General features: G+C 37.5%; 19 protein-coding genes. 5 read left to right on the top strand and 14 right to left on the bottom strand.

Going from position 1 to position 25,884, the window contains the following annotated elements:
- Positions 1–93: 93 nt before the first annotated feature.
- On the bottom strand, positions 94–2,751 hold the full coding sequence (locus tag CWS31_RS11820) for a tetratricopeptide repeat protein (RefSeq protein ID WP_101342544.1): 2,658 nt from the start codon (positions 2,749–2,751) through the stop codon (positions 94–96).
- A gap of 427 nt (positions 2,752–3,178) precedes the next feature.
- Between CWS31_RS11820 and argJ the strand changes: the two genes are divergently transcribed.
- A complete protein-coding gene (argJ, locus tag CWS31_RS11825; RefSeq protein ID WP_101342545.1) occupies positions 3,179–4,438 on the top strand; it encodes a bifunctional glutamate N-acetyltransferase/amino-acid acetyltransferase ArgJ in 1,260 nt (419 codons plus the stop codon).
- Positions 4,439–4,760: 322 nt separating this feature from the next.
- Here argJ and CWS31_RS11830 read toward each other — a convergent pair whose 3' ends face one another.
- The 3 genes from CWS31_RS11830 to CWS31_RS11840 form a co-directional block, all read right to left on the bottom strand.
- The gene (locus tag CWS31_RS11830) at positions 4,761–5,066 is read right to left on the bottom strand and encodes a hypothetical protein (RefSeq protein WP_101342546.1); all 306 of its coding nucleotides are present in this window, start codon (positions 5,064–5,066) and stop codon (positions 4,761–4,763) included.
- A 2-nt stretch (positions 5,067–5,068) separates the two neighbouring features.
- Entirely contained in the window at positions 5,069–5,737 is a 669-nt protein-coding gene (locus CWS31_RS11835) for a YiaD family glycine zipper/OmpA-like lipoprotein (RefSeq protein ID WP_101342547.1), read from the bottom strand.
- A 304-nt stretch (positions 5,738–6,041) separates the two neighbouring features.
- On the bottom strand, positions 6,042–7,334 hold the full coding sequence (locus CWS31_RS11840; protein WP_101342548.1) for a glycerophosphodiester phosphodiesterase family protein: 1,293 nt from the start codon (positions 7,332–7,334) through the stop codon (positions 6,042–6,044).
- 279 nt (positions 7,335–7,613) lie between these two features.
- Here CWS31_RS11840 and CWS31_RS11845 point away from each other — a divergent pair, with 279 nt between their 5' ends.
- Positions 7,614–8,630: an oxidoreductase family protein gene (locus tag CWS31_RS11845; RefSeq protein ID WP_101342549.1), complete on the top strand. Its 1,017-nt coding sequence runs from the start codon at positions 7,614–7,616 to the stop codon at positions 8,628–8,630.
- A 28-nt stretch (positions 8,631–8,658) separates the two neighbouring features.
- Here CWS31_RS11845 and CWS31_RS11850 read toward each other — a convergent pair whose 3' ends face one another.
- Together CWS31_RS11850 and CWS31_RS11855 are read right to left on the bottom strand one after the other, a co-directional pair.
- On the bottom strand, positions 8,659–8,886 hold the full coding sequence (locus tag CWS31_RS11850; protein ID WP_101342550.1) for a hypothetical protein: 228 nt from the start codon (positions 8,884–8,886) through the stop codon (positions 8,659–8,661).
- A gap of 99 nt (positions 8,887–8,985) precedes the next feature.
- Positions 8,986–9,468 carry an FKBP-type peptidyl-prolyl cis-trans isomerase gene (locus CWS31_RS11855; RefSeq protein ID WP_101342551.1) on the bottom strand — a complete coding sequence of 161 codons (483 nt, stop codon included), beginning with the start codon at positions 9,466–9,468 and terminating at the stop codon, positions 8,986–8,988.
- 147 nt (positions 9,469–9,615) lie between these two features.
- Between CWS31_RS11855 and CWS31_RS11860 the strand changes: the two genes are divergently transcribed.
- Positions 9,616–10,863 (top strand): DEAD/DEAH box helicase, encoded by a 1,248-nt coding sequence (locus CWS31_RS11860; RefSeq protein WP_101342552.1) that lies wholly within the window; start codon positions 9,616–9,618, stop codon positions 10,861–10,863.
- Positions 10,864–11,009: 146 nt separating this feature from the next.
- Here CWS31_RS11860 and CWS31_RS11865 read toward each other — a convergent pair whose 3' ends face one another.
- Entirely contained in the window at positions 11,010–12,020 is a 1,011-nt protein-coding gene (locus tag CWS31_RS11865) for a sulfite exporter TauE/SafE family protein (RefSeq protein WP_101342553.1), read from the bottom strand.
- A 513-nt stretch (positions 12,021–12,533) separates the two neighbouring features.
- Between CWS31_RS11865 and CWS31_RS11870 the strand changes: the two genes are divergently transcribed.
- Both CWS31_RS11870 and CWS31_RS11875 read left to right on the top strand, forming a co-directional pair.
- On the top strand, positions 12,534–12,893 hold the full coding sequence (locus tag CWS31_RS11870; protein ID WP_101342554.1) for a VF530 family protein: 360 nt from the start codon (positions 12,534–12,536) through the stop codon (positions 12,891–12,893).
- Between the two features lie 373 nt (positions 12,894–13,266).
- On the top strand, positions 13,267–13,929 hold the full coding sequence (locus CWS31_RS11875; RefSeq protein WP_101342555.1) for an HAD family hydrolase: 663 nt from the start codon (positions 13,267–13,269) through the stop codon (positions 13,927–13,929).
- Between the two features lie 772 nt (positions 13,930–14,701).
- On the opposite strand, the gene CWS31_RS11880 is transcribed toward CWS31_RS11875, so the two are convergent.
- From CWS31_RS11880 to pepP, 7 genes are all read right to left on the bottom strand, one after another.
- Positions 14,702–16,366, bottom strand: a complete 1,665-nt coding sequence (locus CWS31_RS11880; RefSeq protein WP_101342557.1) for a KAP family P-loop NTPase fold protein — start codon at positions 16,364–16,366, stop codon at positions 14,702–14,704.
- 108 nt (positions 16,367–16,474) lie between these two features.
- Entirely contained in the window at positions 16,475–19,402 is a 2,928-nt protein-coding gene (gene gcvP, locus CWS31_RS11885) for an aminomethyl-transferring glycine dehydrogenase (RefSeq protein ID WP_101342558.1), read from the bottom strand.
- A gap of 197 nt (positions 19,403–19,599) precedes the next feature.
- The gene (gcvH, locus tag CWS31_RS11890) at positions 19,600–19,986 is read right to left on the bottom strand and encodes a glycine cleavage system protein GcvH (protein ID WP_101342559.1); all 387 of its coding nucleotides are present in this window, start codon (positions 19,984–19,986) and stop codon (positions 19,600–19,602) included.
- 284 nt (positions 19,987–20,270) lie between these two features.
- Positions 20,271–21,359 (bottom strand): glycine cleavage system aminomethyltransferase GcvT, encoded by a 1,089-nt coding sequence (gene gcvT / locus CWS31_RS11895; protein ID WP_101342560.1) that lies wholly within the window; start codon positions 21,357–21,359, stop codon positions 20,271–20,273.
- A 386-nt stretch (positions 21,360–21,745) separates the two neighbouring features.
- A complete protein-coding gene (locus CWS31_RS11900; RefSeq protein WP_101342561.1) occupies positions 21,746–23,026 on the bottom strand; it encodes an FAD-dependent monooxygenase in 1,281 nt (426 codons plus the stop codon).
- Between the two features lie 56 nt (positions 23,027–23,082).
- The gene (gene ubiH / locus CWS31_RS11905) at positions 23,083–24,405 is read right to left on the bottom strand and encodes a 2-octaprenyl-6-methoxyphenyl hydroxylase (RefSeq protein ID WP_101342562.1); all 1,323 of its coding nucleotides are present in this window, start codon (positions 24,403–24,405) and stop codon (positions 23,083–23,085) included.
- Positions 24,406–24,411: 6 nt separating this feature from the next.
- Positions 24,412–25,770: a Xaa-Pro aminopeptidase gene (pepP, locus tag CWS31_RS11910; RefSeq protein WP_101342563.1), complete on the bottom strand. Its 1,359-nt coding sequence runs from the start codon at positions 25,768–25,770 to the stop codon at positions 24,412–24,414.
- Positions 25,771–25,884: the final 114 nt, after the last annotated feature.

Raw genomic sequence — 25,884 nt, forward strand, 5'->3', positions numbered from 1 at the left:
CCCTTAAACTCAATTAATGGCTAAGTACTACAAAAGTCGATATGGGTTTGATGAAAAGTGTAATGAAATTTTATAATTATCTTCAGTATTTATTTAATTTTGTTCAAAATCAAATTGCAACCAAAGTTCTTTGCGTTCAATAGGGGTTTTATTGGGTAAATATTTATTTCCCACATTAATAATTATTCTGTTTGATAAGTTCGCTCTTTTGATAAACTCAGCATAATGTTCATTAAACATTTTTTGTAAAGTACCTGCTGATATCATTTTTTCTAAACCATATTCAATTCTTTCTGCAATCTCAGGGTACTTAGGCGAAACAAATATATAATAAGGTTGCGGAATACGTATTGCAATATTAGGTTCAATCATAATATCCGTTAATTCATCGGCGCGTATCGATATTTCGTCATACACTTCATTGATACCACGTGGTACAAAATCAAACCTGTTTTTATTAAGCATTCTAAAAATACCATCATACGATGTACTTTCAACAATATTAAACCCCTCTTCCTCAAATAAATCATTCATTATCCATTCTTGCTGCAAACCAATGGTAAGCGTTTTCAGTTGTTTAATTGTATTAATATCGGTAAAGCGATGTTGATTATTTTTATTAATAGCCAGTAAACGATAGCTTCCTACCCCTCTTCTAATAGGAATACGTATAGGTATTGTTAAATATTCCCAGTCTGGTGAGGTCATAGCCATCGTCAAATTAATATTAGTGCCATCATAAACTGCCCATCTTTTGACATCATTTGTGATAAATTCATTAATAATTTTAATTTCATAATCACCATATTTTTCACGACTCAACTCAAGCGCTTCATTAAGAACTAACAAACTGTATTGCGGACGTACATCTAACGGTGATTGCCCAGCAGTTAACTTAATAATATCTTTGGCACTTGAGTTAAGTGAATAAAGTAAAGTGATAACAACTATAATCATGGAAATAATAAAGCTGTAACGCATATTAAAATAAACCCTACCTAGGACTAATAATACGATCAGCACGGTAATTGTAATTACGCTCACAATAATTAAGGTATTTTGATCTTGCAAATCATCAATTCTTTTTTCTTTTTCAAGTAACCTTAACTTACTGTCTCGATTATCTAACTCTAATGATATTACCGCTTTTTCTTGCTTAAGAATTTCAAGGGCTCGCTCTTTTTTTTCTACATCTAAAATAATATACATTTCAGCTGATCGTTTGTTAATGGCATCAGTTTTTATTTCATTAATCAGTGTTTCTTTCTTTTTAGCATAAGCTAATGCTTGTTTATAATTTTCTCCTTTTTCTTCGGCTAAAATCAAAGCACTATAGGCTTGCTCTGCAACTGATTTTGCCCCTAGCTGTTTAGCTAAAACTAAACTATCTTGCGCTAAACGAATCGATTCTTTTATATCAATATTAATCAACACTAAAGATAATTGAGCCTTACTTTCTGCTTTATTCCAGCTATCATTAATTTTTTTAAATATTTCGATAGAGATACTGTAAGCATTAATAGCATCCTTTTCCTTGCCCATTTTAGCGTAGATGTAGCCTAAGTTTTTTTGTACCGTAGCCTCCCCTTTTCGGTCATCTATTTTTTCATAAAGAGCATACGCCTTATTAGACAGTTCTACAGCTTGTTGATAATTTTTTTCATCTGAAGCTAACTTGCCTAAGTCGCGAAGTGCCGAAGCACGATACTTAGTTTTAATTTTATTTATGGGGAGTTCTATAACTTGCGTAAAATAACTTTTTGCATTTTCACTCTGATTTAAATGTATATATACAAGCCCAATAGAGTTTGACGAAGCGGCAAGTCCATTGAAATCATTAATTTCTTGATAGATGTCTATAGCTTCAAGTCCGTGCTTCAACGCCTCTTCATAACTACTTATTTTTCTATACACTATAGAAAGAGTTACTAATGCTTTTAGTACATATTTTTCATTGTTAGATTCACGAGCAATAGCTAAAGATCTTTTCGCACTTTCCAATGCTTTACCATATTCACCACTTTTAGAATGAGTGTTAGCTAAGTCAATTAACCTCTTGGCTAAACCGTCTATATCATTAGTATCTTCAAGTAGTTTTATGGCCTTTTTATAATATCGAATACTCGACTCGTATTCATTTACTTTACTGTAGGCGTTCGCAGTATCTAAAAACAAATTAATTTTACTTTCTTCACTTACCCCTGAGATGTAACGTTGCGCTAATAAATAAGTAGTAATTGAGTCTTCATATAACCCCATCACCTGTAAAAGTGTACCTTTAGTCTGTAACGATTTAATTATCAAGCTTGGTTCACGGCTATCGCGTGCAATAGTTATCGCTTTTTGCACGTATTCCATGCTTTTTTCATAATGTGTTAAATTACGTTGTACGGATGACATATTGGTTAACACATCAACAGTTAATGCAACATTATTTATGCTGTCACTAATTGCTTGGGCTTTAACAAGGTATTGTTGTGCATCAAGATAATTTTTTTGAAGTTTTTCTGTTTGTGCTTGCTCTAAGATAATTTTAGCGATGATATAACGGTTATTGCCCACTTTCGCAAGATCATAGGCTTTTTGGAGTGACTCTTTGGCTATGTTTAAATCGACTTTTTGTTGACTAATAGCATAATCTAAATATGCTTGAGGGCTTTGTTCGTCATCATTTGTTACAGCAAAACTATTATTATAAAAAAGTAACGTAAATAACGTTAAATAAATATAAGCGGGCAGTCGATAATACATAGGAAAACCTCTGGCTATATGTAGAAACTTATAAACTCTGTTGCTGCCCTAAAGTCACTTTATCGTCATTAATTCTTATAAATAATTCCTAAAGTAATTCATCTTCAATGATAATAAGCGTTAACTCTTTAAAGCTAGTTTACTTTTACACTGACCGCAACTGTAAATAATAATAAAATGGACTGAGCACACATTAGCTGTGATCCCCCGTTACTAAGTTAACGCTATTATTTAGCAAGCAATTTACTCACCCCATTAACTACACCAGAAACGAGCCAATTAGCGACTTAATTAACTACCTTGTAGGCTAACTATTACTTAAGCCGTTACATTGCGATTTTAGTCGAGTTGCAGCACAATAATATTTTGCATAAAAAACCAGAAAAGCGTAATATTTATCTACTTTTTTTATTATTACTATTCTCTTATGCCTGTTAATTTACCTGAAATAAACCCCGCGTCGCTTAATACCATCGAAGGCATTCGCCTTGGTTGGGCTCAGTCGAATATTAAACATCAAAATCGTAAAGATTTGTTGGTAGTGGAAATAGCTGATGGTAGTGCCGTCTCTGGTGTTTTCACTCAAAATCGTTTTTGTGCTGCGCCAGTAACTTTATGCAAAAAACATTTAAATGCGGTTAAAAGTAATGATATTACAGGCATTAAAGCGTTAGTGATTAATACTGGTAATGCCAACGCAGGAACAGGTGAACAAGGCATGAAAGATGCTATTACAACCTGTGAAAATTTATCTGAAATTATGGCTATTCCGGTTCAGTCAATTTTACCTTTTTCAACAGGAGTAATATTAGAGCATTTACCTATGGCTAAACTGTTAGCAGGTTTACCGCACGCCGTTAATAACTTAACAGCAACTAATTGGGCTGATGCTGCTTCAACCATTATGACTACAGATGTTGCACCTAAGGCTTATTCAACCAAGGTAAGCATTGGTGCTGAGCAAGTAAATATTACCGGCATATCTAAAGGCGCTGGTATGATTCACCCTAATATGGCAACCATGTTGGGTTATGTCGCAACTGACGCAAACATTGCACAGCCTTTGTTAGATGAAATCACTAAAGAAATAACTAACTTATCTTTTAACTGTATTTCAGTTGACGGCGATACCTCAACTAACGATTCATTTATTGTTATAGCCACCGGTAAAAGTAATGCCCCTGCAATTACCAACCGTAACAGTGAAGGTTTTAGTGAAGTTTTTAATGGCTTACTTGAAACCTCGCAATATTTAGCGAAAGCGATTATTCGTGATGGCGAAGGAGCCACTAAGTTTATTACGGTAACGGTAAAAGGTGCTTTAACTAACGAAGAAGCGAAAACTATTGGTTTTTCAATAGGTAAAAGTCCACTAGTTAAAACTGCAATGTTTGCTTCTGATCCAAACTTAGGCCGTGTGCTTGCCGCAATCGGTTACGCGTCAAGAGAATGTAAATCTTTAGAGAATTTAGACACCACCACCTTAGAGCTATACTTTGGCGATGTGTTAGTAGCTGAAAAAGGAGGTCGTGCGGCAAGTTACAAAGAAGCTGACGGCCAAGCAATAATGAATGAAGCTGAAATTGATATTACTGTAGAGTTACACCGTGGCAATGAAGAAGCGACCATTTGGACATGTGATTTTAGTTACGATTACGTAAAAATTAATGCCGAATATCGCACTTAAGTTTTAAAAAGCGATTAAAAAAGGTGACAACTGTCACCTTTTTATTTTCTTTAGTTTTTAAATAACCTGAATTCGGGATAAGCAAAATGCTACAACAGCCTTAATTATCCGTATTACTACGTTACGAAAGCTCCCAATAACCCGTTATTGGCTTCGCTTTCCCGCCTTGTACTACGAATAATTAAAACTATTGTAGATACGTGAATACAAGTAGTTGATATTTTTATACTTTACAATTCCATTATCCCGAACTCAGGTTAAATAACCATTAATGAAAGACTAAATCATCTTCAAAGGGTATAAGAAACTACTGCTGCTTCAATTATAAAGTACAGCCTTTAAGTGCTAATGCTGAATTAACACCTGATTTAACCGTGTTGTAGTAACTAGCGGCTTGTGTATTATCAAAGCTACTGCTATCAATACCAATCATGCTAGTAATTCCTTCTAATTTAGCAAAAGAATTTCTATCTTGGTCATATGCTTCAAAAGTTGTTTCTATTTTGTCGCAGCTAAACATATTTGTCATACCGTCAGCTGAAGCGCTTTTAATAGCACTACTTGTTTGACAGCCCGCTAAAACAATAGTGGTTAGTAATATAGTTGTTGTACTTAGTTGTTTAATCATTTTTATGACTCCGTTACTGGTAATAAGGTAATTTCTACACGACGGTTAAGATCACGACCTGCCGCGGTATCGTTAGTTGCAATAGGTTGAGTTTCACCAAACCCTACTATTTCAAGGCGGTCAATGAGAATATTCTGGCCAAGAAAGTACTTAGCAACAGAGTTAGCTCTATTTTCAGATAACTGCTGATTATATTGTGTAGAACCAACAGAATCAGTATAACCTGATACTAGAATAAGCGTTTTATTATACTCTTCAAGTACTAAAGCTACTGAATGTAATACACTGATAAACTTATTATTAATGCTAGTACTATTACTTGCAAAGGTAATATTACCGGGCATAATCAAATTAATTCTATCGCCGTCTCGCTCAACACTTACGCCACTATCACGTAACTGTTTACGTAACTTAGCTTCTTGCGAGTCCATGTAGTAACCTATACCGCCACCAATAGCCGCACCACCTGCACCTGCTGCAAGAATACGTTTATTACGGGTATTACTGTCTTCATCTTTGTTCTTTAGATAAGCAACAACAGCGGCTAAACTTGCACCAGTTGCAGCGCCAATAGCGGTTGAACTTGTTTTACTTTCTCCGGTATAAGGATCAAATGTTGTACAAGCCTGTAATAATAAAATGGCTGAAGCGGCAACAATTATTTTTTTCATAAACTTCCTGTATTCGTTTTGTGATTAACCTGTGAGCAGGTTTACTTGGGTATATTAATAGAAATGGAGATTAGAGACGTAGCACATATTTATTATGCCTAACTATGCAAATAACTAATACTAAGCGCTAGATATAATAAACCCGATCTGAAATCGGGTTTAAATATTTCACGAAATCACATAACTCTATTACCTTGTAAATACTATACTTAATACATATTACATACAAGTTTACGAAAAATGATTAGCTCAGTTACAAAGGAGTATGTTTGATTTAATCCCCTCTAAATATGATTAGAGGTTATTAATATCCCATACAATTGGCATAATAAGTAACCGTTGCAGGCCAGTCTGAAAATACACCAACAACACCAACATCTTTTGCTAAGACATCTAATAATACTAATACATCTGCTTCGCTATTTATCGCCTCAGATATACTTTGATAGTACCAATCGCCGCCATTTGCTAAAAAACCTGAACGCTCAAGCGACCAAGCAATAATATTAAGTTCAGCGGTTTTCGCTGCAATAGCATATTTTGAAGGGATAATTTCGCCCGCTGAATTTAACGTCACTAACATCCATAATGGCGGCGCCAAATATTCAACACCTTGATCTTTTAACTGCTGCATACTCGGTGTCCAAGTCGCTGAGTTTTGATGATCAAAGCTCGCGCTATCATATCTATCATCAAGAAATACCGCTTGTTTACCAAATTCAGGATTATTTGCTATCCAATATTGTACATCTTCAAGATTAAACGATTGTGGATACACCTGAGAAACTGGCACTCCGGCAGATATATATTCAGCTAGCATTTTTTGTGCGTAATCTTCTTGGCTAAAGCCATCAAACGGCATGGATACACTGGCTGATTTTAATTCAGGTGTCATTTTAACACCGGCATTTTTAAACATATCAATACTTTCGGCGTGCGTCATTAAAGTTCCAGAGCCTGCATACAAGTCAGTGCGCCAATCAGGTGTGCCTGCTAAGTACTCTTTTACGGTAGTTGCTTGCGGGTTAGCGCCATCCATTTTGCCATTCAAGGTTTTAAATTGGGCTAAGGTAATATCACTGGTACAACATTTAGCGCTTGCTGCAACACCATTGGCCGTATCAGCTGGAGAAAAAGGCTCTGAACATTGTGCTGCAAGCTCTGGCACAGCTAAAATATTGGTGGTTGTTGCTAAGTCACACTGAGAATGACGACAAACTAAAGCTTTGTCTGAAGTAAAAGTTACATCACACTCAACAATACCAGCGCCTGAATCAATGGCCGCTTGATAGGCTTCTTTAGTGTGCTCTGGAAATAACATTGAAGCACCACGGTGACCTATTGAAAAGTCAGAGCGATAAAAAGTATTGTCTTTACACTGTTCTAGCTTAGTTTTTAACTCACTTGTTTGCATTTCGTTTATTAAAAATAATGGTCTTACGCCTACCTTAGCGATCACTTTATCGGCTACATCAGGAATGGCTGCAATAGATGTGTCATCAACACTATTATCTTTGGCGTCGTTACAACCTACTTGCAGAAAAGTAGCGATTAACGCCAGTACAATCCAATATTTTTTTGAGCCAGAAGTTTGCATACCCAATCCTTGTATTTATGTTATTTCACTCTAAAATTTAATTAATTAAATTTAGTTTGGCTTAGTTTACCTTGGCTTAGCTTAATTAAGTGAAAGTTAACTACGTCATGAAGTGAAATTTAACAACGTCGTCTTTATGCTAAATGATGATTAAGGCATTTAAGTGATACTTTTATGACGAATATCTAAATTCTATCCTCCCAATTTAGGCTTGTCATAATTATTAATAAAAATCAGGTATAATCTCTATAAATTATTCGCTTAAAATAGAGTTATCCCTTGCTTAAAACGCTGCAACAACTAATAAACGATCCTCAATTAACTTACATAGAAACACTGCAAGAATTGTGGAGTGGTTATGGTGAAATTACCCGTTATTACAGCCCTAACCTAGCAGCTTCGGTTATCGTAAAATCAATTAGCCCACCTAAACAAGTTAATCACCCTCGAGGTTGGCACAGTGATCTTGGTCATCAGCGAAAATTAGACTCTTACAAAATAGAAGCCCATTTTTATCAGAACTATGCACATTTATGCACTACAAATTGTTATGTACCGCAAGTTATGAGCTTTTCAAAAGTCTCCTCAACCACACAAATATTAGTGATGGAAGACTTACTAGCCTTAGGCTTTAACGATAACGAACCTGCGCTATCGTTAACCGACATTAAAGTCGTTATTCACTGGCTAGCAAACTTTCATGCACGTTTTATCAATTACCAAGCCAATGACTTATGGCCAGTAGGGACTTATTGGCATTTAGCGACCAGGCAAGATGAATTTAACACCATGGAAAATGGGCCTTTAAAACAGGCTGCGCATTTTATTGATAATCAGCTTAACAAGGCAAAGTATCAAACCTTAGTCCATGGTGATGCAAAATTAGCGAATTTCTGTTTTGGTGACTTTACGGCTGAAAATATTAATGTAGACATTAGCGGTGAGCCTCAACATAAAACCAAGCGCGTAGCCGCGGTAGATTTTCAATATGTGGGTAAAGGTGTTGGCGTAAAAGATCTAGCCTATTTTTTAGGAAGTTGTTTAACCGACAATGATTTAACTCAAGTACACAATGAACTGCTCGATTACTACTTTAACCACTTAAAGCAAGCGTGCATTGACTATAAACAAGCGGTTAACTTTACCGAATTAGAAACTGAATGGCGTCAGTTATACAGTTTTGCGAATGCTGATTTTCATCGTTTTTTACAAGGTTGGAGCCCCGAGCATCAGAAAATCAATAGCTATTTACAAGCTCAAACGGATATAGTTTTAACACAACATCTAAGCAGTTAATGCTAAGTTTATTTAGGCTTAGCTTTGCTTAGTTTTGCTTAGTTAACGCCTCATTACGCTCACGTTGATATTGCTCGAACGTTTTTTCTTGGCTTTGAATACAATCATTATACTGCCCTTCAGTCGCTGCTTTTTCAATACATGCACTTTGTTGATATTCTTGTCCAGCTTTATACAACTGCTTGTTGCTGCATGAACATAAAGCTACTGATAGCATTACCACTAAAGCGATATTAACATTTAAGGTGTTTTTCATAATAAATTCTAAACCTTATATTTGTAAAAGACACAACAAAAAAATTCACAATAACTAAGCTCGAGCCAGGTCAAGTCAAGTCAATTCAATTCAATTCAATTAGTCATCACAACGTGATTTAATAAGAGTAACAACAGAAATAAGCACGCTATTCGGCGCAATTTCTCCTGGTATACCTTTACTGCCATAGGCTAATTCTGGTGGAATATAAAGCTCCCATGTTTCACCAATATTCATCATAGGTACACCTTCACGCCAGCCTTTAATCATTTTAGATAACTGAAACTCATCAGGAGAGCCACGTTGATAGCTACTGTCGATGATTTTATTAGTTTTGGCTGACATCATTTGATAATGCACGGTAATTTTTGCATCGGGATCAGGTTTACAATCATTCGTTTTTGACAAAATTTTGTACTGTAATCCAGACTCGGTCTCAACAACACCTTCTTTTTTAAGGTTCATGTTGAACCAATGGGCATTGATCTCTTCTTGTGTATAACCGCCATTAGAGTTACTAGAACTGGCGCAAGCAAACATCAAGGTACAAGTTAAACTGACAAACAAATTACGAATTAACATTTTTAATCTCAACTACTAAATAGATAACGTTATGATTTATGCTGTTAATCATAACATTAGCTTGTGTTAAGTAAATAACGTCTGACTTAAATATGTGAACGCATTCTGTTAGAATAGCCGCCTATTGATTAAATACCCCGAGCCAGCATGTCAGAATTTAAAGCATTTTCACTTTTAGAGTCAATTATTGACCGCGTTGCTCTGAAAGGTTACAAGCAACCTACCCCGATACAAAAAGAATGCATCCCCGCACTTATTAATGGTAACGACCTGCTAGGTATTGCACAGACGGGAACAGGAAAAACTGCGGCCTTTTCATTACCTATTATCAATAAGTTTGGACGAGATAAAATTGGCCAAGATAAGGTTGATAATAAAGCCAAAAGTACACGCTCGCTGATATTAACGCCTACACGTGAACTTGCCTCGCAAATAATGCAAAATATTGATGACTACTCTACAGACTTGGAACTGAAAACTAAGGTTGTTTATGGTGGCGTAGGCAGACAAGGTCAAGTTGATGCTATAAAGCTTGGGCTTGATATTTTAGTAGCTACTCCTGGAAGATTGCTAGATTTAATTGAAACTGGCGATATCAACTTTAAGGCATTAGAAGTATTTGTATTAGATGAAGCCGATACCATGCTTGATATGGGGTTTTTTAACGATGTGCAAACCATCATTTCTAAATTGCCAAAAAAACGACAAACATTATTGTTTTCAGCAACTATGCCTGCTGAAATAGAAATACTTGCACAAGCAATATTAACTAATCCTAAAAAAGTTCAGATTGATCCTGAAACAGTAACAATCGACTTGGTTAATCAAAGTGTTTACCACCTCGAAAAATCAAATAAGGTGCCAGCGCTATTTAATATACTGGCAAATGCTGACTTTGAAAAAGTACTCATTTTTTGTAAAACAAAATATGGTGCTGACATTATTGTTAAAGCACTAGAAGGCGCATCAATAACTGCGGCAAGCTTACACAGTGGCAAAACTCAAGCGATGAGAGAAGAAGCCTTACAAAACTTTAAAGATGCTAACTTACGAGTATTGGTGGCAACCGATGTTGCCGCGCGCGGCATTGATGTTGATAACATTTCGTTAGTTATTAACTACAACCTGCCTGAAGATCCAAGAAACTATATACACAGAATAGGACGCACTGCGCGTGCAGGTAAAAGCGGCATGGCTATTTCATTTGCAGTAGAAAATGATATTAGGCAATTAACAAATATTGAAAATAGCATAGGCCAAGTTATTCCTGTTGTAACAGAGCAACCTTTCCATAAAGAGTTTGCAAAAGCGCCGATACAAGCTAAGAAAAAGAAACAAGTTAAAAAGCCAAGCAGATCTAGTAAGCCAAATAAGTCTAGAGCGAAAAGAAAATAAAAACAGGCTTACTTTAAAGCCTGTTTAGTTTTACCGGACTAATTAACTTCAACTTGGTATTGGTATTAACATCAATACCTATACCTATAAAAATAAGAACATGGTCATTTTACTTGTTAAAATGACCAGCAAGTAAGCCTTTAGGGTTATAGTTTTGTAGGGTTCTCACTGGTGAGTTTGGCTCCCCAATCACGTAATTTTTCAAATACTAATAAACATAAACCTACCGCAATAACGGCAAGTGCAATGCCTCCTACGCCTAGCGCGTCATATTCGTTTTGAAAGGTCCACAATAGCTGACCTACGCATAATGTAGCTACAATAAGTAGCGTGTATTTACGGTTGATAAATTCCACAACAAAAACACCTAAAGGTGCGCCTAAAGCAACAACTGGTGCAGCTGCCAGCCAGTTTTCATAAACACCTGGTTGCCAACTATTGGTTACACTTTTAATAACAACACCATAAACCGAAGCAAACGCCATAATGATAACTGACGTGGGAATGGCAATTTTAAGATCGGCGCGACAGAGTAAAACGAGTGCTGCGTAAATAACCATGTCAATGCCTACCCCCGTAACAGATACTGCAAGCGCACTAGCGCCAAGGCCTAAAATAAAACCTAGTTTGTGATCCCATTTTTCATCAAATTCGGTCATACCTGTGTTAGTAGAGATCTCATTGATTCGATAAAGGTGCAGCAAGCCAAAGCTACCCCAAATAATCGCAAAAATGACTTTAATCCATAAATCGGGTACCTCAGGTGCTATAAAAAATATTCCTAAAGGGGTACCAAATAATGCCCCAAGTGTAGCGCCTTTTAGTATCGGCCAAGCAACCGGCTGGCGGCGTACTAAAATGAAAATGCTGGCGCTAACCATGCCGATTGATTGCACGGCAAAACTAAAGTCTCTTCCAAGGCTTGCTGGCAAATCAAACAAGAGTACCAACACGGGAAAGCCAACTGTGCCTCCGCCCATAGGGGTAGATCCTGCGGCATAACTGCCAAGTGCCATAGCCACTGCCATAGGCCAATGTTCAGCGGTGGTTTGCCATGCTGAAGTAAAGTGTATTAGGCTAAACCAGCTGACATAAAAGATGCCAAGCCAGAGAAACCATATCCATAAATAACGCTTCGCTGGGGGTTGGATTGTCATTATTATTTTTTACCCTGAATGAAATTTGTATTTTGCACTGATAACAGCGATTAGTTTAATCTAATGACAAGACACATCTGGTCTACAAGGCATTAAGATGGGAGATAACTATTAGAAAGACTCAGGTTAGTAGTTAACTGCTTTCCTCATTGAGGAATAATTACGCGACCAAAATAATCGACATCACACAATATTTCAACAACTTTGTTCATAATCTAGCTGAGGTTGATTAACTTGAGGGACGTAAACCTGAGGTAGCGTTCTAATGAAGTTTTACTGTAAAAAGCTAAATAACGTGGTCTATTCACAGTTTCAGTAACCTTTATATTTAACCCCCTCAATCATCTTAGTATTCTATTTAAAATTTTTTAAGGATGCTTTACACGACTCGTCTAACCGGTAAAAAAATAACTTTTCTCTAAGTTCTTTGTGCTTTTTTGTCTAAGCTAAACGCTTAAATCTATCAATATTTAGGAAACTTGTTACAATGCTATTTTTTATTTTAGGTAGACTATGAATAATAGTAATGATCCACTACACGGCATAAAACTTGAACAGATCCTAACCGAACTAGAGAAGAAAGTTGGTTGGGAGAAGATGGGTGAGATGCTTAGCATTCGTTGTTTCCAGAATAAACCACGCCTTAAATCAAGTTTGAAATTTTTGCGTACCACTCCTTGGGCACGCAGTAGAGTTGAAATTTTATACCTAAAAACTTTTTGTAGTAAACATCCAGAAACGGGTAAAATTATCAGAGCAATACTCGCCCAAGATAATAAAGTGGCAGATACCACTTCTAACAAGCCCAGTGGTAACAAACTAGCTAATAGCAAGAAAGTTCCCTTTGTTTGGCCAACAGCGAAAAAGAAATAGACTTATTATCCATTTAAAGGAAAAACATCAAGGTGTTGCTCTGCTTGGTGCTTTGCTCGATGCTTTGCTTAGTAATTCTATTTATTTGAATCTCGAATAGACTAACCGTCTTCGGCTTGGAGCTCATTGTTGTTGAAATTGCTCTGCTTAGCTGTGTGGTCGCGACTAAAACTCGACAAAGCATTTAAATTTACTCTATCCATTTATTCTCATAATTCGCGGGGGAGATTACAACCTTTGTAACTTAGGTGAAACCTTTATCCCTCACAATAAATCTATAAAAAAAACTTACGCTTTTTGGGTATATGCTTTTTAGGTATATGTTTATTTAGATATTATGCTGATTGCACCGTTAATAAGGAACTAAAGCCAAATGATGAATTACGATAACTTTGATGCCATTTTATTTGATATGGACGGCACGATTTTTGACTCAGAAACCGTTCATCGCCAAGCATGGAAAATCACCGCTAAACAATACGATCAGGAGTTTACCGATGAAATGTATTTAAACTTTATTGGCATGACTACACCAAGCTGTATGGAAGTTGCGGGTACTTGGTTTAACAGCAGCAACGGCACAAAAAACACTGTTGATATGCAATTATTTTCAGAAAGTTACTACCAAAATCTACACGAATTACACCAACAAGCCGTACCGCTAAAAGCAGGCTTTTTAGAATACTTAAGATTTCTAAAAACACTTAACAAACCACTAGGCATAGTAACCTCAAGTGCTCGACCAGGCGTTACCGCCAACTTTATGCATTATGACTTTTACGACGCATTTAACGTGGTTATTAGCCGTGATGAGGTTAGCCAATATAAACCACACCCTGCCCCGTATTTATTAGCATGTGAAAAGCTACAAGTTGACCCACAACGTGCCTTAGTGTTTGAAGACTCAAATGCTGGAGCAACCGCCGCCTTAGATGCTGGTTGTTATGTTATTGGCATTCCAGATCTTGTTGCATTTAATGACGAAGTGAAAAGTCGATTGTATAAAGAATTGGGGAGTTTTGGGGAATTGTTGTAGTTAATTGATACAGCAAACTAATAATAACAACCATTATCATAGACTTAATGTTTAACTGGTAGGATTGAGTTTGATTCCCTGCTTGGCGTCGCGGTGGCGAACACACCCAAAGGGGCGTTACACGCCGCTCATATTAAGCTCGGCCTTTGGAATCCCCAAGGCGCTCTCCTCAACAGAACATTTCATCAGCAACTAGCGTAAGCGTCGATTTATAACCTCAAACGCTTGGAGTTTAATTTCCTGCTTGGCGTCGCGGTGGCGACAACACCCAAAGGGGCGTTACACGCCAAATGCCCCTTTGGAATCCCCATGGCGCCCTACTCAGCAAAACATTCCATCAACAACTAGCGTAGACCACGATTCCTGCCGATTTATCTTCCCTGAACAACGGCAGCCCTCGACGTCCTGTCTCGGGTCGAGGCCTACCTTTGCTAGTTGGTGATGGAATTGCTGAGATGGGATTAAGCATTCTTGGCAACGGTAGTGTAAACCAACAAGCAGGCATGTTTTGTAACGGGGTAGCTGAATGCCATAGAAGAAACAAACACCAAGTCTGCTTCATCAAACGCCGAAATGAAGCACAATATTCACGTATTGCCATCATGGATGATGGCAAAAGCCATGTGGCACATGGATGTGCCTTCATGGCTGTTACGTCGAAGATATTGTGCTGAATATAGGATAACGTTGATGTAGCAGCTCCGTGGGAGTCCAGAGGGAGGCCGGAGGCAGTCTCCCTTTGGGTGCCGTCGCCACCGCGACAATATATTATTTATTCACCTACCTCTTCATCATCAATCCAATCAATTGCAGAAGCTATCTCAACCAGATCTTTATAAAACTGAGGTCTTAATAAATTAACTTGTGATCTAATATTTAAAAATTCTAGAATTTTATTTGCGCAATCACCTTTAACACGATCTCCGTTATTTCTAGCATCTCTATATAAAGACCGAAGCTCTTCTAAAACTTTATCTTCTTTAGTTTGTTCTCTACCTTGATTCGATCCTAAAGCCCAACTAGTGATCTTGGTAGGTCCACATTTACTGTCAAAAAATGGAGCGAAAATATTCTTAATATAAAAAGATAAATCCGAATAATAAATATTAGTTTCAAAATAAGTCTTATTAATTTTATTAAAGTTTATTAATATTTCTTTAGCTTCAAAAGAAAAACGAGCACTAAGGTAGTTATCAAGAGTAATACTTTTATCACCATTCAATTTTATAAAATTTAAGCTTAAGATCTCTTCATAAAGTTCTTCATCTTTTTCTCTAATACAAAGTAAAGTAGTTAACATCAACATATCTAACTTAGAATTTTTATCTAAATTAGATGTGATGGCGATCACTTTTTCAGTAATTTGAATTGCAGCTCTTGTAGATAAATGAAATGAAGATAAAACAGCAGTGATATTATCCATCATTAGCTTATAGCCTTCATTTTCTGGCCAAACAAGGATATCTAATTCATCAAAGTGTTCTTTAGACAGTTTTTGTTTTTGACAATGAACCTCAAGTAAATTATTAAAATTAGGTGATTTTAAACTGAAACGGCTATCAAAAAATCTAGCTAAATAGGTTCTCGCGTCAAACCCTTCCCCATAAATAGCTTTTACTGCATGTTGGAGTTGTTCAGTATCTGTGGCGACAACGAAGATCACACCTGGAATATCAAAAATATGCTTAATAGTTTCTAACATTTCTACTGCATAACTAGGCCTGCAACGATCTAGTTCATCAATAAATATAAATGCCGGACTATTCTTTCCATTTTCAATAACAGATTTAACCCATAATCCCACGGTGACTTTTAAACTTTCAATTGCCTTAGACTTAGCATCATGATCACTTATTAAATTTTCTACAATCTTAGAAGCTGCTACTCCCATATCTATGGGATTCCCATTCTCATCCTTAATATTTTCACCGATCTCTTCTTCGTCATCTGACTCCATGATTTTCACTGGGTCAATACCTAAATATCGCTTTGTTACCCCTCTAGCGACTGCTGGTGCCGCGGCCTTTAATAAGCCAATTAATTTTTTAGGTGGTTTAAAAGCTGTAACTGATTTAGGTGCTTGATCGCTTAATTGACTAATCATTGATGAAATCACCGTCATCAATGGATCTTCTGAATAATCCTGTTTCCAAGCATCTATATATGCGACAGGGTGTTGAGTTTTTAAATCATTAGCCCACCGTCGTAAGAAATAAGACTTACCTGCACCCCATTCGGAATTTAGGTTTAAAACATAGTTAAGATGAGTTGATGTAGAATCATCATATGAAGTGGATTTCAAATACTTTGTTAAAAACTTAGCGTATTTAGCACGTTCCAACTTATCTTCAGGAAATGTTTCAATTAACTTTGAAGCAGAGACATTACTTTTTATTTCTAATTTTTCAGTCCAATCAAAATCTATAGTGTCCGTCATTTTAATCCCTCATATATTTCTATTATCATATTGATGGAAGAATTAAAGTAAAGCAAACAAAAAAGCGAGCCTTAGCTCGCTTTTTTAGATTCTATATCAGATAGTTACCTAATCAATATACGTTTCAATTGGAGGACATGAACACACCAAGTTACGGTCGCCGTATACATCATCAATACGGTTAACCGTTGGCCAGAACTTGTTAGCTGCTGCCGCTGGCACTGGAAATACTGCCTCTGCAACCGTATAACCACGATCCCAAACATCAGTAATATCTGCTAACGTATGCGGAGCATTTTGTAATGGGTTGTTGTCTAAAGCCCACTCGCCAGATTCTACCTTACGTACTTCATCACGAATACATACCATCGCTTCAATAAAACGATCAAGCTCTACTTTAGATTCTGATTCCGTTGGTTCAATCATGAACGTGCCGGCTACAGGGAACGACATAGTTGGAGCATGGAATCCGTAATCAATTAATCGCTTAGCAATATCAACTTCGGTAATACCAGATGATGCTTTAAGTGGACGTAAATCAATAATACACTCATGGGCAACACGACCATTTTTACCTGTGTATAACAATGGGTAATGTTGGCTTAGTTTAGTGGCTACGTAGTTAGCGTTGGTGATTGCATATTTAGTTGCATCGGTAACGCCTTGCTTACCTAACATGGCACAATATAGGTAAGAGATACATAAAATACCAGCGCTACCAAATGGTGCTGCTGATACTGCGCCATTGCCTGCGGTGCTTGCATCTACATTGATGATTGCGTGATCAGGTAAGAACGGGGCTAAATGCGCTTTAACGCCGATAGGCCCCATACCTGGACCACCGCCGCCATGCGGAATAGCAAAGGTTTTGTGTAAGTTAAGGTGCGAAACATCAGCGCCAATATGACCTGGTGATGTTAAGCCTACTTGTGCGTTCATGTTGGCGCCATCAAGGTAAACTTGGCCGCCATTGTCATGAACAATGTTACAAATTTCGGCGATAGTGGTTTCATAAACACCGTGCGTAGACGGGTATGTGATCATGATACACGCAAGGTTGTCACGTAACTCTTCAGCTTTAGCTGTTAAGTCGGCCATGTCAACATTACCTTCTTTATCACACGCCACTACAACTACTTTAAAACCAACCATGTTTGCTGTTGCAGGGTTAGTACCATGCGCTGATGATGGAATTAAACAAATGTTACGATGGCTGTCGCCGCGGCTTGCATGATATTTAACAATTGAGATTAAACCTGCGTATTCACCTTGTGCACCAGAGTTAGGTTGCATCGACATTTTGTCGTAACCTGTTAACTCAACTAACCATTCGGCTAATTCGTCAATCATGGCTTTGTAACCTTGCGCTTGGTCAATTGGCGCGAACGGATGCATGTTTGCAAACTCAGGCCATGACACTGGTATCATTTGCGCGGTTGCATTTAACTTCATAGTACAAGAGCCTAAAGAGATCATTGAGTGGTTCAATGCTAAATCTTTGTTCTCAAGTTTTTTGATATAACGAAGCATTTCTGTTTCGCTGTGGTATGAGTTAAATACTGGATGAGTCAATATTTCTGATTCACGAATTAATGCAGTTGGAATTGAAGAATGACCACATTCAACAATTTTGTCATCAAGCTCACTCACGTTTAAACCGTGACCTTCGCCTAATAAAATATCGAAAAGTTGCGCGATGTTTTGACGGGTAGTGGTTTCATCAATTGATATTGAAATTTGACCTTCAACATCAGTGCGGAAGTTAACGCCAGCGGCTAATGCGCGCGCTACGATTTCTTCCTTATTAAAGCCATCAATAGCATCTAGATTGAATGTTAACGTGTCGAAGTAGTTAGCATGAGTAGCGGTTAAGCCTTTCATTGCTGTACCTAAACATAAAATGTCAGCTAAACGGTGTATACGATTAGCAATAGTTTTTAAACCTTGTGGACCATGGTAAATCGCGTAAAACGCTGCCATGTTGGCAAGTAAAACTTGGGCTGTACAAATGTTAGAGTTAGCTTTTTCGCGGCGAATATGTTGCTCGCGTGTTTGCATTGCCATACGAAGTGCGTTGTTACCGCGTGTGTCTCTTGAAACACCAATAATACGACCCGGCAGTGAGCGTTTATATTTGTCTGATGTAGTAAAGAATGCTGCGTGAGGACCACCGTATCCCATTGGCACACCAAAACGTTGGCTTGAACCGATTACTGCATCTGCGCCTAATTCACCTGGTGATTTAAGTAATACTAAACTCATGATATCTGCAGCTACGGCAACAATACCTTTGTTTGCCTGAATACTGGCAATTAATTCGCTGATGTCAGTAACTTCACCACTAGCGCCTGGATATTGAATTAGTGCGCCGAAAATATCATGCTCTGGCGCTTGGTTTGCTGGGGCAACAATGATGTCGAAACCAAACATATCAGCACGTTGTTTAACTAGATCAATTGTTTGCGGATAAACGTCATCAGAGATAAAGAATAAGTTTGATTTTTTGTTTTTAGAAACACGCTTAGCTAATGCCATGGCTTCTGCCGCGGCTGTACCTTCATCTAATAATGAAGCAGAAGCAAGCTCAAGACCGGTAAGGTCTATACACATTTGTTGGTAGTTTAATAATGATTCTAAACGACCTTGGGCAATTTCTGGTTGGTAAGGTGTGTACGCTGTGTACCAACCTGGATTTTCTAACACGTTACGTAAAATAACGTTCGGCGTTAAGGTGCCGTAGTAACCTAAACCAATGTAGGTGTCGTTTACTTTATTTAAGCTAGCAACGGCTTTTAAATCAGCCAATGCTTGAACTTCTGTTTTACTCTCTTGGATATTTGGCAAATCAGCTAAACGAATATCACTTGGCACAATTTCACTAATTAAAGCATCAACAGAATCAACACCTAGATCTTTTAACATATCTTGCGTTTGCGCTTCGCTAGGGCCAATGTGGCGACGAATAAAGTCTTGAGTTTGCTCTAGCTCTGCCAATGTAGAAGATGCTGAGGTGTTAACAGTTGCTTTGGAGGTCATACAGTTTCACTTAAATAAAATGTTCTAAGAATAAATAAAATAAAGCCTCAATTTTCATAAAAGAAAAGAGGCTTCAATATTTCGCTAAAAGTATTAACGGGTCTACAAGTTTAACTAACAGTTTTTCATAAACAGTCGATGTTTAGCAACGCCGTATAAACGTTGAATGTGACTGAAAATTTTAGCTCTGTTAAATACTAGTCTTCGATAGAATTTGCGTAGGCTTCAGCATCAAGTAATGTCTCTAACTCGCTTAGATCTTCTACTTTCACTTTAAACAACCAGCCTTCACCAAACGCATCTGAGTTAACTAACTCTGGCGAATCTTCAAGTGCTTCGTTGATTTCAACTACTTCGCCAGTAACTGGTGCATATATGTCTGAAGCTGCTTTTACTGATTCTGCAACGGCAACATCGTCACCAGTAGTGATTGCATCACCCACTTCTGGTAATTCAACAAATACCATGTCACCTAAAAGGCCTTGGGCGTGATCGGTAATACCAACCGTTACAATGCCATTTTCTTCAACGCTAACCCATTCGTGAGTAGCTACGTATTTTAATTCAGAAGGTGTGTTGCTCATTTTATATTCCTGTTTAATATTTTAATTTCTGTACATTTATATAGCACAAAAGAAGTAGATAATTGAATCAGTTTTTAATGCTTAAATTACTATTAAATAAATTTCAAATAATGATTAAATAAACTCTAAAGTCTTTCTAAGTTAATTCTAAGCTAATTCTAAATAATTGGAACTACAGCTGGAACTACAGCGAAGCCGTCGAGTTTCGAGCCGTTGGAGCGTAGTTTACTACGTGACAAGGCGAGTAGCGAAGACAATAAAGCTGTAGTTTCAATTATGACGAATTAGAATACTTTTTTACCGTTACGCACGAAACTTGGCTTAGTTACGGTAACTTTTACTAATTTTTTACGCATTTCAACTTCAACTACGTCACCTACGTTTACGCTACGCGGAACACGCGCTAACGCAACACTGTGGCCGAGCGTTGGTGAGAAAGTACCTGAAGTTATTTCACCGTTACCAAATTCGGTAACAACCACTTGATGCGAGCGTAGTACGCCTTTTTCAGTCATCACTAAGCCGACTAATTTTGTTTGATCGCCTGCCGCTTTTTGTGCTGTTAATACGTCACGACCGATAAAGTCACGGTCAGTTGGTTCCCAGCTAATAGTCCACGCCATGTTAGCAGCAATTGGCGAAATAGTTTCGTCCATATCTAAACCGTAAAGGTTCATGCCAGCTTCTAAACGTAAAGTATCACGTGCACCTAAACCACAAGGGGCAACACCTAAATCTAATAGTTTTTGCCAAAAGTCTGCAGCGTCATTCTCAGGAACAATGATTTCATATCCATCTTCGCCAGTGTAACCAGTAGTTGCGATAAATAAATCATCTGCTTGCACACCAAAAAATGGCTTCATATCAGCTATAGCATCATTTTGTGCCGCGCTTAGTAACTTAGCAACCTGTGCTTTAGCTTCTGGGCCTTGTACGGCGATCATGCCAAATTCAGGACGCTCAGTAATGCTAAGCTCAAAACCAGCAGCTTGTTTGTTCATCCACGCTAAGTCTTTTTCACGTGTTGCAGAGTTAACCACTAAACGGTAATCAGTGTCTGAGAAGAAGTAAATAATAAGATCATCAATTACGCCGCCAGCTTCGTTTAACATGCCTGCATATAATGCTTTGCCAGGCGCGGTTAATTTCGCAACATCGTTAGTTACTAAACGACGTAAAAATGCTTTTGCATCTTTGCCTTGCACGTCAACAATGGTCATGTGTGAAACGTCAAACATGCCAGACTTAGTTCTTACCGCATTATGCTCTTCAATTTGAGAGCCGTAATTAATTGGCATTTCCCAGCCATAAAAATCAACCATTTTTGCGCCAGCTTCTATATGTTTGGCATGTAATACTGTTTTACTGGTCATGTGTTTCACCTGATGTTTTACGAATAAGCATTAACAATTAAAGTTTATGTTAGCTTACTAAAAAGTGCGGCAATTATAACGCTGCCCTTTTGTTGATTCAACAACAAAAAGCAAGCTATCAGGAACATATGACAGCCTAATAAGATGATACCGAATTATATTTCAAATACCCTCAACTATAAAAATAAATAACGATAGTGAGTGAGTGTTTAAGCCATAAAACAAATAAAAGGCAATTATTTATTTTTTACTGACTATTAAATGATCTTTAAATGACTTTTTGATGTGATTTTTATGAAATTTATAACGGCTTTTAATAGCGATATTCCCAAGCGCTAAACTTGGGAGGTTGGGCTTCGGAAGCTAAGCGTTATGAGTTAAGTTTTTTATAAATTATCTTTTTGGTAAGCAAGCTCAGGCAAATCTGCTTTTATTCCTAGTGCTTGGGCAATAAGTTTATTTTTAACTGGGGTGAAATTATTGATCAAATTCATACCAAGCCCACGTAATAACTTTATAGGTGATTGCTGTGGTTCAAAAGCTTGTTTTATTCCTGCCATCGCGGCAATCATTTCAGTGGCTTCAGTTTTACGCCAGCGTGAAAATGCTTTGAGATCAGTAGCGTTTACAAAGTCAGTGTAGTTTTCATCATGCTCATCAAGTTTAGCTGTTAAGGTTTGCGCTAATGCTGCGGCGTCTAGTAAACCTAAGTTAACACCCTGCCCTGCAAGAGGATGAATAGTATGGGCCGCATCGCCAATAAGAACCACACGCTGTTTTACAAAGTCTTGCGCTAAACGCATAGTTAACGGATAACTAAAACGTTCGCTAATAAGTTTAATATCACCTAATTTGCCATCGCTTGCTGCGGTTAATTCTTTCGCAAACTCAACAGGTTCAAGAGCAAGTAAACGTGCTGCATCATCAGGCGCGGTGGAATATACAATTGAGCATAAATCCACAGCAGAATTATTATTAGCAGCTGATTGTAATGGTAAAAATGCTAGTGGACCTGATGGTAGGAAGACTTGCCATGCTGTATTTTTATGACCTTGCGGACATTCGACAGTGCCGACGATGGCATGATGGTCGTAATCTTTAAAGATCATTTCCATGTTCATTTGCTTACGAACCCAAGAGTTTGCACCATCAGCGCCAACCACTAATTTACTAATGATCGGCGTGGTCATTGGACTATTTTCGGTTTGCTCAAAGGTGGCAAACACTTCACTGTCACCATGACTAATGCTGGCAAGCTTGTTATCAGTAAAAAAATGAATACCTTCATCACGTTCAGCTTGTTGCCATAAGGCGTGGCGGATCACTTTGTTTTCAATGATCCAACCTAAATTATCTTCGGTTGGGAAAATGTCGCTGTGTTGTGCTGAAAAATCGAGTTTACCTAAACCTGCTTTATCCCAAACATGCATATGTTGATAGTCTTGGGCGCGATTACTTTCAATTGCAGGCCAAACACCTAAATTCGAAAAGATGTTTTTACTGGCAACATTAATCGCACTAACTCGCACGTCAATATTATCATCGAGTTGAGTGACCGCTTGTGTGTCAACCATGGCAATTTTTAATTGGCTAGTTTTACGCAACGCCAGTGCAAGTGTTAAGCCCACCATGCCTGCGCCAACAATTAACACATCAAATTTTTGCATGTTTTGTCTTCTTCAATTGAAATGAAAGTTCAAATAAGTTCATAGATATTTATGGGTTAATAACCCATCGTTTTTTTAACTAAAGAATTTTTAAGCGGTGACATAAAATTCAATGCTTGTAAGGCTATATTTCTACCCAAGACTAACGGCGGTAAATCATTGGCAAATAGGGTAACGAGTGAATCTGTTAATGCTATCACTTCGCGTTGATCTTTAGCTCTGTTGGTTTGATAAGCGTGTAATAACGCAAAATTACCTATATTTTTTTCTTCTTGTAATGCTGCATCAATTAAGCTCGACATTACTTTTACATCTCTCAAACCTAAATTAAAACCCTGCCCTGCAATAGGGTGAATAGTATGTGAGGAGTTACCAACTAACGCCATACGGTGAAACGTTTGCTGCTGCGCTTGTAATAATACTAACGGATACGTAGCACGACTTCCTACTTGGGTAATAGCGCCAAGGTAACTGCCAAAGGCACGTTCAAGTTCAAGTTTAAATGCTTCATCATCCAGTTGGCTAATCGTGCCAGCTTGTTCTGGCGTCATTGTCCACACTAATGAACAACGGTTTGAGTCCGTATTCTCGTTATTTGATTTAACACCAACATTAGTTAGTGGCAACATAGCAATAGGACCAAACTCGGTAAAGCGCTCAAAGGCTTTATTATGATGTGCTTTACTGGTAGATACATTAGCAATAAGTGCCACTTGCTGATACTCATCAGCATTTACCTTTATATTAGCGAGTTTTCTAACTGGAGATTGTACACCGTCACAAGCAAGTAATAAGTTTGCCGATAGGGTTTTGCTTGAGTTTAAGGTAACGGTTACTTGCTCTTGGTTTGAACTTGCCGTATTGGAATGCCAATCAATAGCAATAATGGAGTCAGGACTAAACCAGTGAATATTGCTCCTAGTATTTGCTGCTCTTATTTTTAATACGGTAAGTAGCGCTTTACCAATTTTAGCCATATCAATAACATAGCCTAGCGCATTGACATTATATTCTTGCGCAGTTAGTCGCGCTTTACCAAAATAACCACGATCAGAAATATCAATATCCGTGATAGCACATGCTTGCTCTTTTAAATATTGCCATGCACCTAATTCATTTAAGTATTTAGCACTACCATGAGATAAGGCTAAAACACGTGCATCGAATAAACTGCTTTCATCTGCAGTATTAGCCTTATTGGTTGCTTGTGTTTCAACTTCCTGCACCTCAACTTCTTGTGCTTCAATAATGGCAATAGAAAGTAAACTACCATCTTTTTTAGTCAATTGGCTTAGGCTTAACGCCATTAAGCTGCCCGATAAACCGCCGCCAGAGATAATGACATCAAAATGTTGATGTGTATTGTTCGTCGTTGTCATTGATGCTTAGCTCTTAGCCATCAGCGTTTCAATTTCTGCAATTGTTTGAGGTGAATTGGCAGTTAAGTTTTCAAAGCCTGTTGCTGTTACTGCAATATTATCTTCAATTCGAATACCAATCCCGCGCCACTTTTGTTCAACACTTAAATCATCAAGAGGGATATAAAGACCCGGCTCTATGGTCATTACCATACCAGGCTCGAACACTCGAGTTTGCTCTCGTTTTTCATTACTTTGATAGTCACCAACATCATGCACATCTAAGCCAAGCCAATGACCTAGACCGTGAATGAAGTATTGCTTAATTTTTTTATCCGTAATAAGTTCGTTGATATCCCCATGGAAAATACCTAAATCAAGTAAACCTTGAGTTAAAAAAGCATTCGTTAATATATTTAATTTAGCGAAAGTCATTCCTGGTTTAATCGCATTAATCGCTAAGTTTTTAGCATCTAGTACAAGTTGATAAAGTGTCGCTTGTGCAGGGGTAAATTTGCCATTAATAGGAAAGGTACGGGTAATATCTGCGGCATAACCATTTAATTCTGCACCCGCATCAATGAGTAATAACTCATTATTATTAAGGGCGTCACTATTGGCGGTGTAATGCAAAATATTAGCATTATCGCCACCGGCAACAATACTGGCATATGCTGGATGTCTTGCACCATGCTTAGCAAATTCATGCAATATTTCTGCTTCAATTTGATATTCAAACTTACCGACTTGGCATTTTTGCATAGCACGTTGATGTGCTAAGCCAGAAATGTGATTAGCCTGGCGCATTAAAGCTAATTCGTTATCTGATTTAATTAAACGTAATTCTTCAACAATGGGGTCAGAGTCCATTAAACATTGTGGTGTTTGTACACCTTGGCGGCTACGACTTTTCACTTGCTTTAACCAAATAAAAACTTGAGCAGATAAAGTATGATGAGCAAAGGCTAAATCACTAAAACTAAAGAATACTTGGCTTTTGCCATTAAGATAATCAGGTAATAAAGCGTCAATATCCTTCACTTCAAAGCATTTATCTAGGCCATAATCTTCTACTGCTTTAATTTGCCCAATGCGACGACCTTGCCAAATTTCATGTAAAGGATCTTTAGGTAAGGAAAATAAGATGGAGCGTGCTTCACCTTGTTCATTTTTTACTAAAACTAATAACGCGTCAGGCTCGTTAAACCCTGTTAAATAATAAAAATTCTTATTTTGACAAAACGCAAATTCGGTATCATTACTGCGCGTTAATTCACTAGCGGCAGGAAAAATGGCAATAGTGTTATTTGCCATTTTAGTGATAAATGCGGCGCGATGCTTAGCAAAATCGCTTAAAGGTAATTTACTTAATTGGGCTTTGGTCATTGTTAAGCTTATTATTGATAGGTGAGAATTAGTTTTTAAAAGCTAACTTTTATAAAAAATTACAAGGTTAATATCTTATATAAAATACAGCGTTAATATCCGAAATTAATTTCT

Source organism: Colwellia echini (genome assembly GCF_002843355.2).
Classification (GTDB): Bacteria; Pseudomonadota; Gammaproteobacteria; order Enterobacterales; family Alteromonadaceae; genus Colwellia; species Colwellia echini.

Coding starts and splice junctions, on each gene's coding strand:
- CWS31_RS11855 (WP_101342551.1), bottom strand. CDS start 9,468: ATGTTAATTCGTAATTTGTTTGTCAGTTTAACTTGTACCTTGATGTTT.
- CWS31_RS11850 (WP_101342550.1), bottom strand. CDS start 8,886: ATGAAAAACACCTTAAATGTTAATATCGCTTTAGTGGTAATGCTATCA.
- CWS31_RS11820 (WP_101342544.1), bottom strand. CDS start 2,751: ATGTATTATCGACTGCCCGCTTATATTTATTTAACGTTATTTACGTTA.
- CWS31_RS11830 (WP_101342546.1), bottom strand. CDS start 5,066: ATGATTAAACAACTAAGTACAACAACTATATTACTAACCACTATTGTT.
- gcvT (WP_101342560.1), bottom strand. CDS start 21,359: ATGACCAGTAAAACAGTATTACATGCCAAACATATAGAAGCTGGCGCA.
- CWS31_RS11880 (WP_101342557.1), bottom strand. CDS start 16,366: ATGACGGACACTATAGATTTTGATTGGACTGAAAAATTAGAAATAAAA.
- pepP (WP_101342563.1), bottom strand. CDS start 25,770: ATGACCAAAGCCCAATTAAGTAAATTACCTTTAAGCGATTTTGCTAAG.
- ubiH (WP_101342562.1), bottom strand. CDS start 24,405: ATGACAACGACGAACAATACACATCAACATTTTGATGTCATTATCTCT.
- gcvP (WP_101342558.1), bottom strand. CDS start 19,402: ATGACCTCCAAAGCAACTGTTAACACCTCAGCATCTTCTACATTGGCA.
- CWS31_RS11860 (WP_101342552.1), top strand. CDS start 9,616: ATGTCAGAATTTAAAGCATTTTCACTTTTAGAGTCAATTATTGACCGC.
- CWS31_RS11875 (WP_101342555.1), top strand. CDS start 13,267: ATGATGAATTACGATAACTTTGATGCCATTTTATTTGATATGGACGGC.
- CWS31_RS11900 (WP_101342561.1), bottom strand. CDS start 23,026: ATGCAAAAATTTGATGTGTTAATTGTTGGCGCAGGCATGGTGGGCTTA.
- CWS31_RS11870 (WP_101342554.1), top strand. CDS start 12,534: ATGAATAATAGTAATGATCCACTACACGGCATAAAACTTGAACAGATC.
- argJ (WP_101342545.1), top strand. CDS start 3,179: ATGCCTGTTAATTTACCTGAAATAAACCCCGCGTCGCTTAATACCATC.
- CWS31_RS11835 (WP_101342547.1), bottom strand. CDS start 5,737: ATGAAAAAAATAATTGTTGCCGCTTCAGCCATTTTATTATTACAGGCT.
- CWS31_RS11840 (WP_101342548.1), bottom strand. CDS start 7,334: ATGCAAACTTCTGGCTCAAAAAAATATTGGATTGTACTGGCGTTAATC.
- CWS31_RS11865 (WP_101342553.1), bottom strand. CDS start 12,020: ATGACAATCCAACCCCCAGCGAAGCGTTATTTATGGATATGGTTTCTC.
- gcvH (WP_101342559.1), bottom strand. CDS start 19,986: ATGAGCAACACACCTTCTGAATTAAAATACGTAGCTACTCACGAATGG.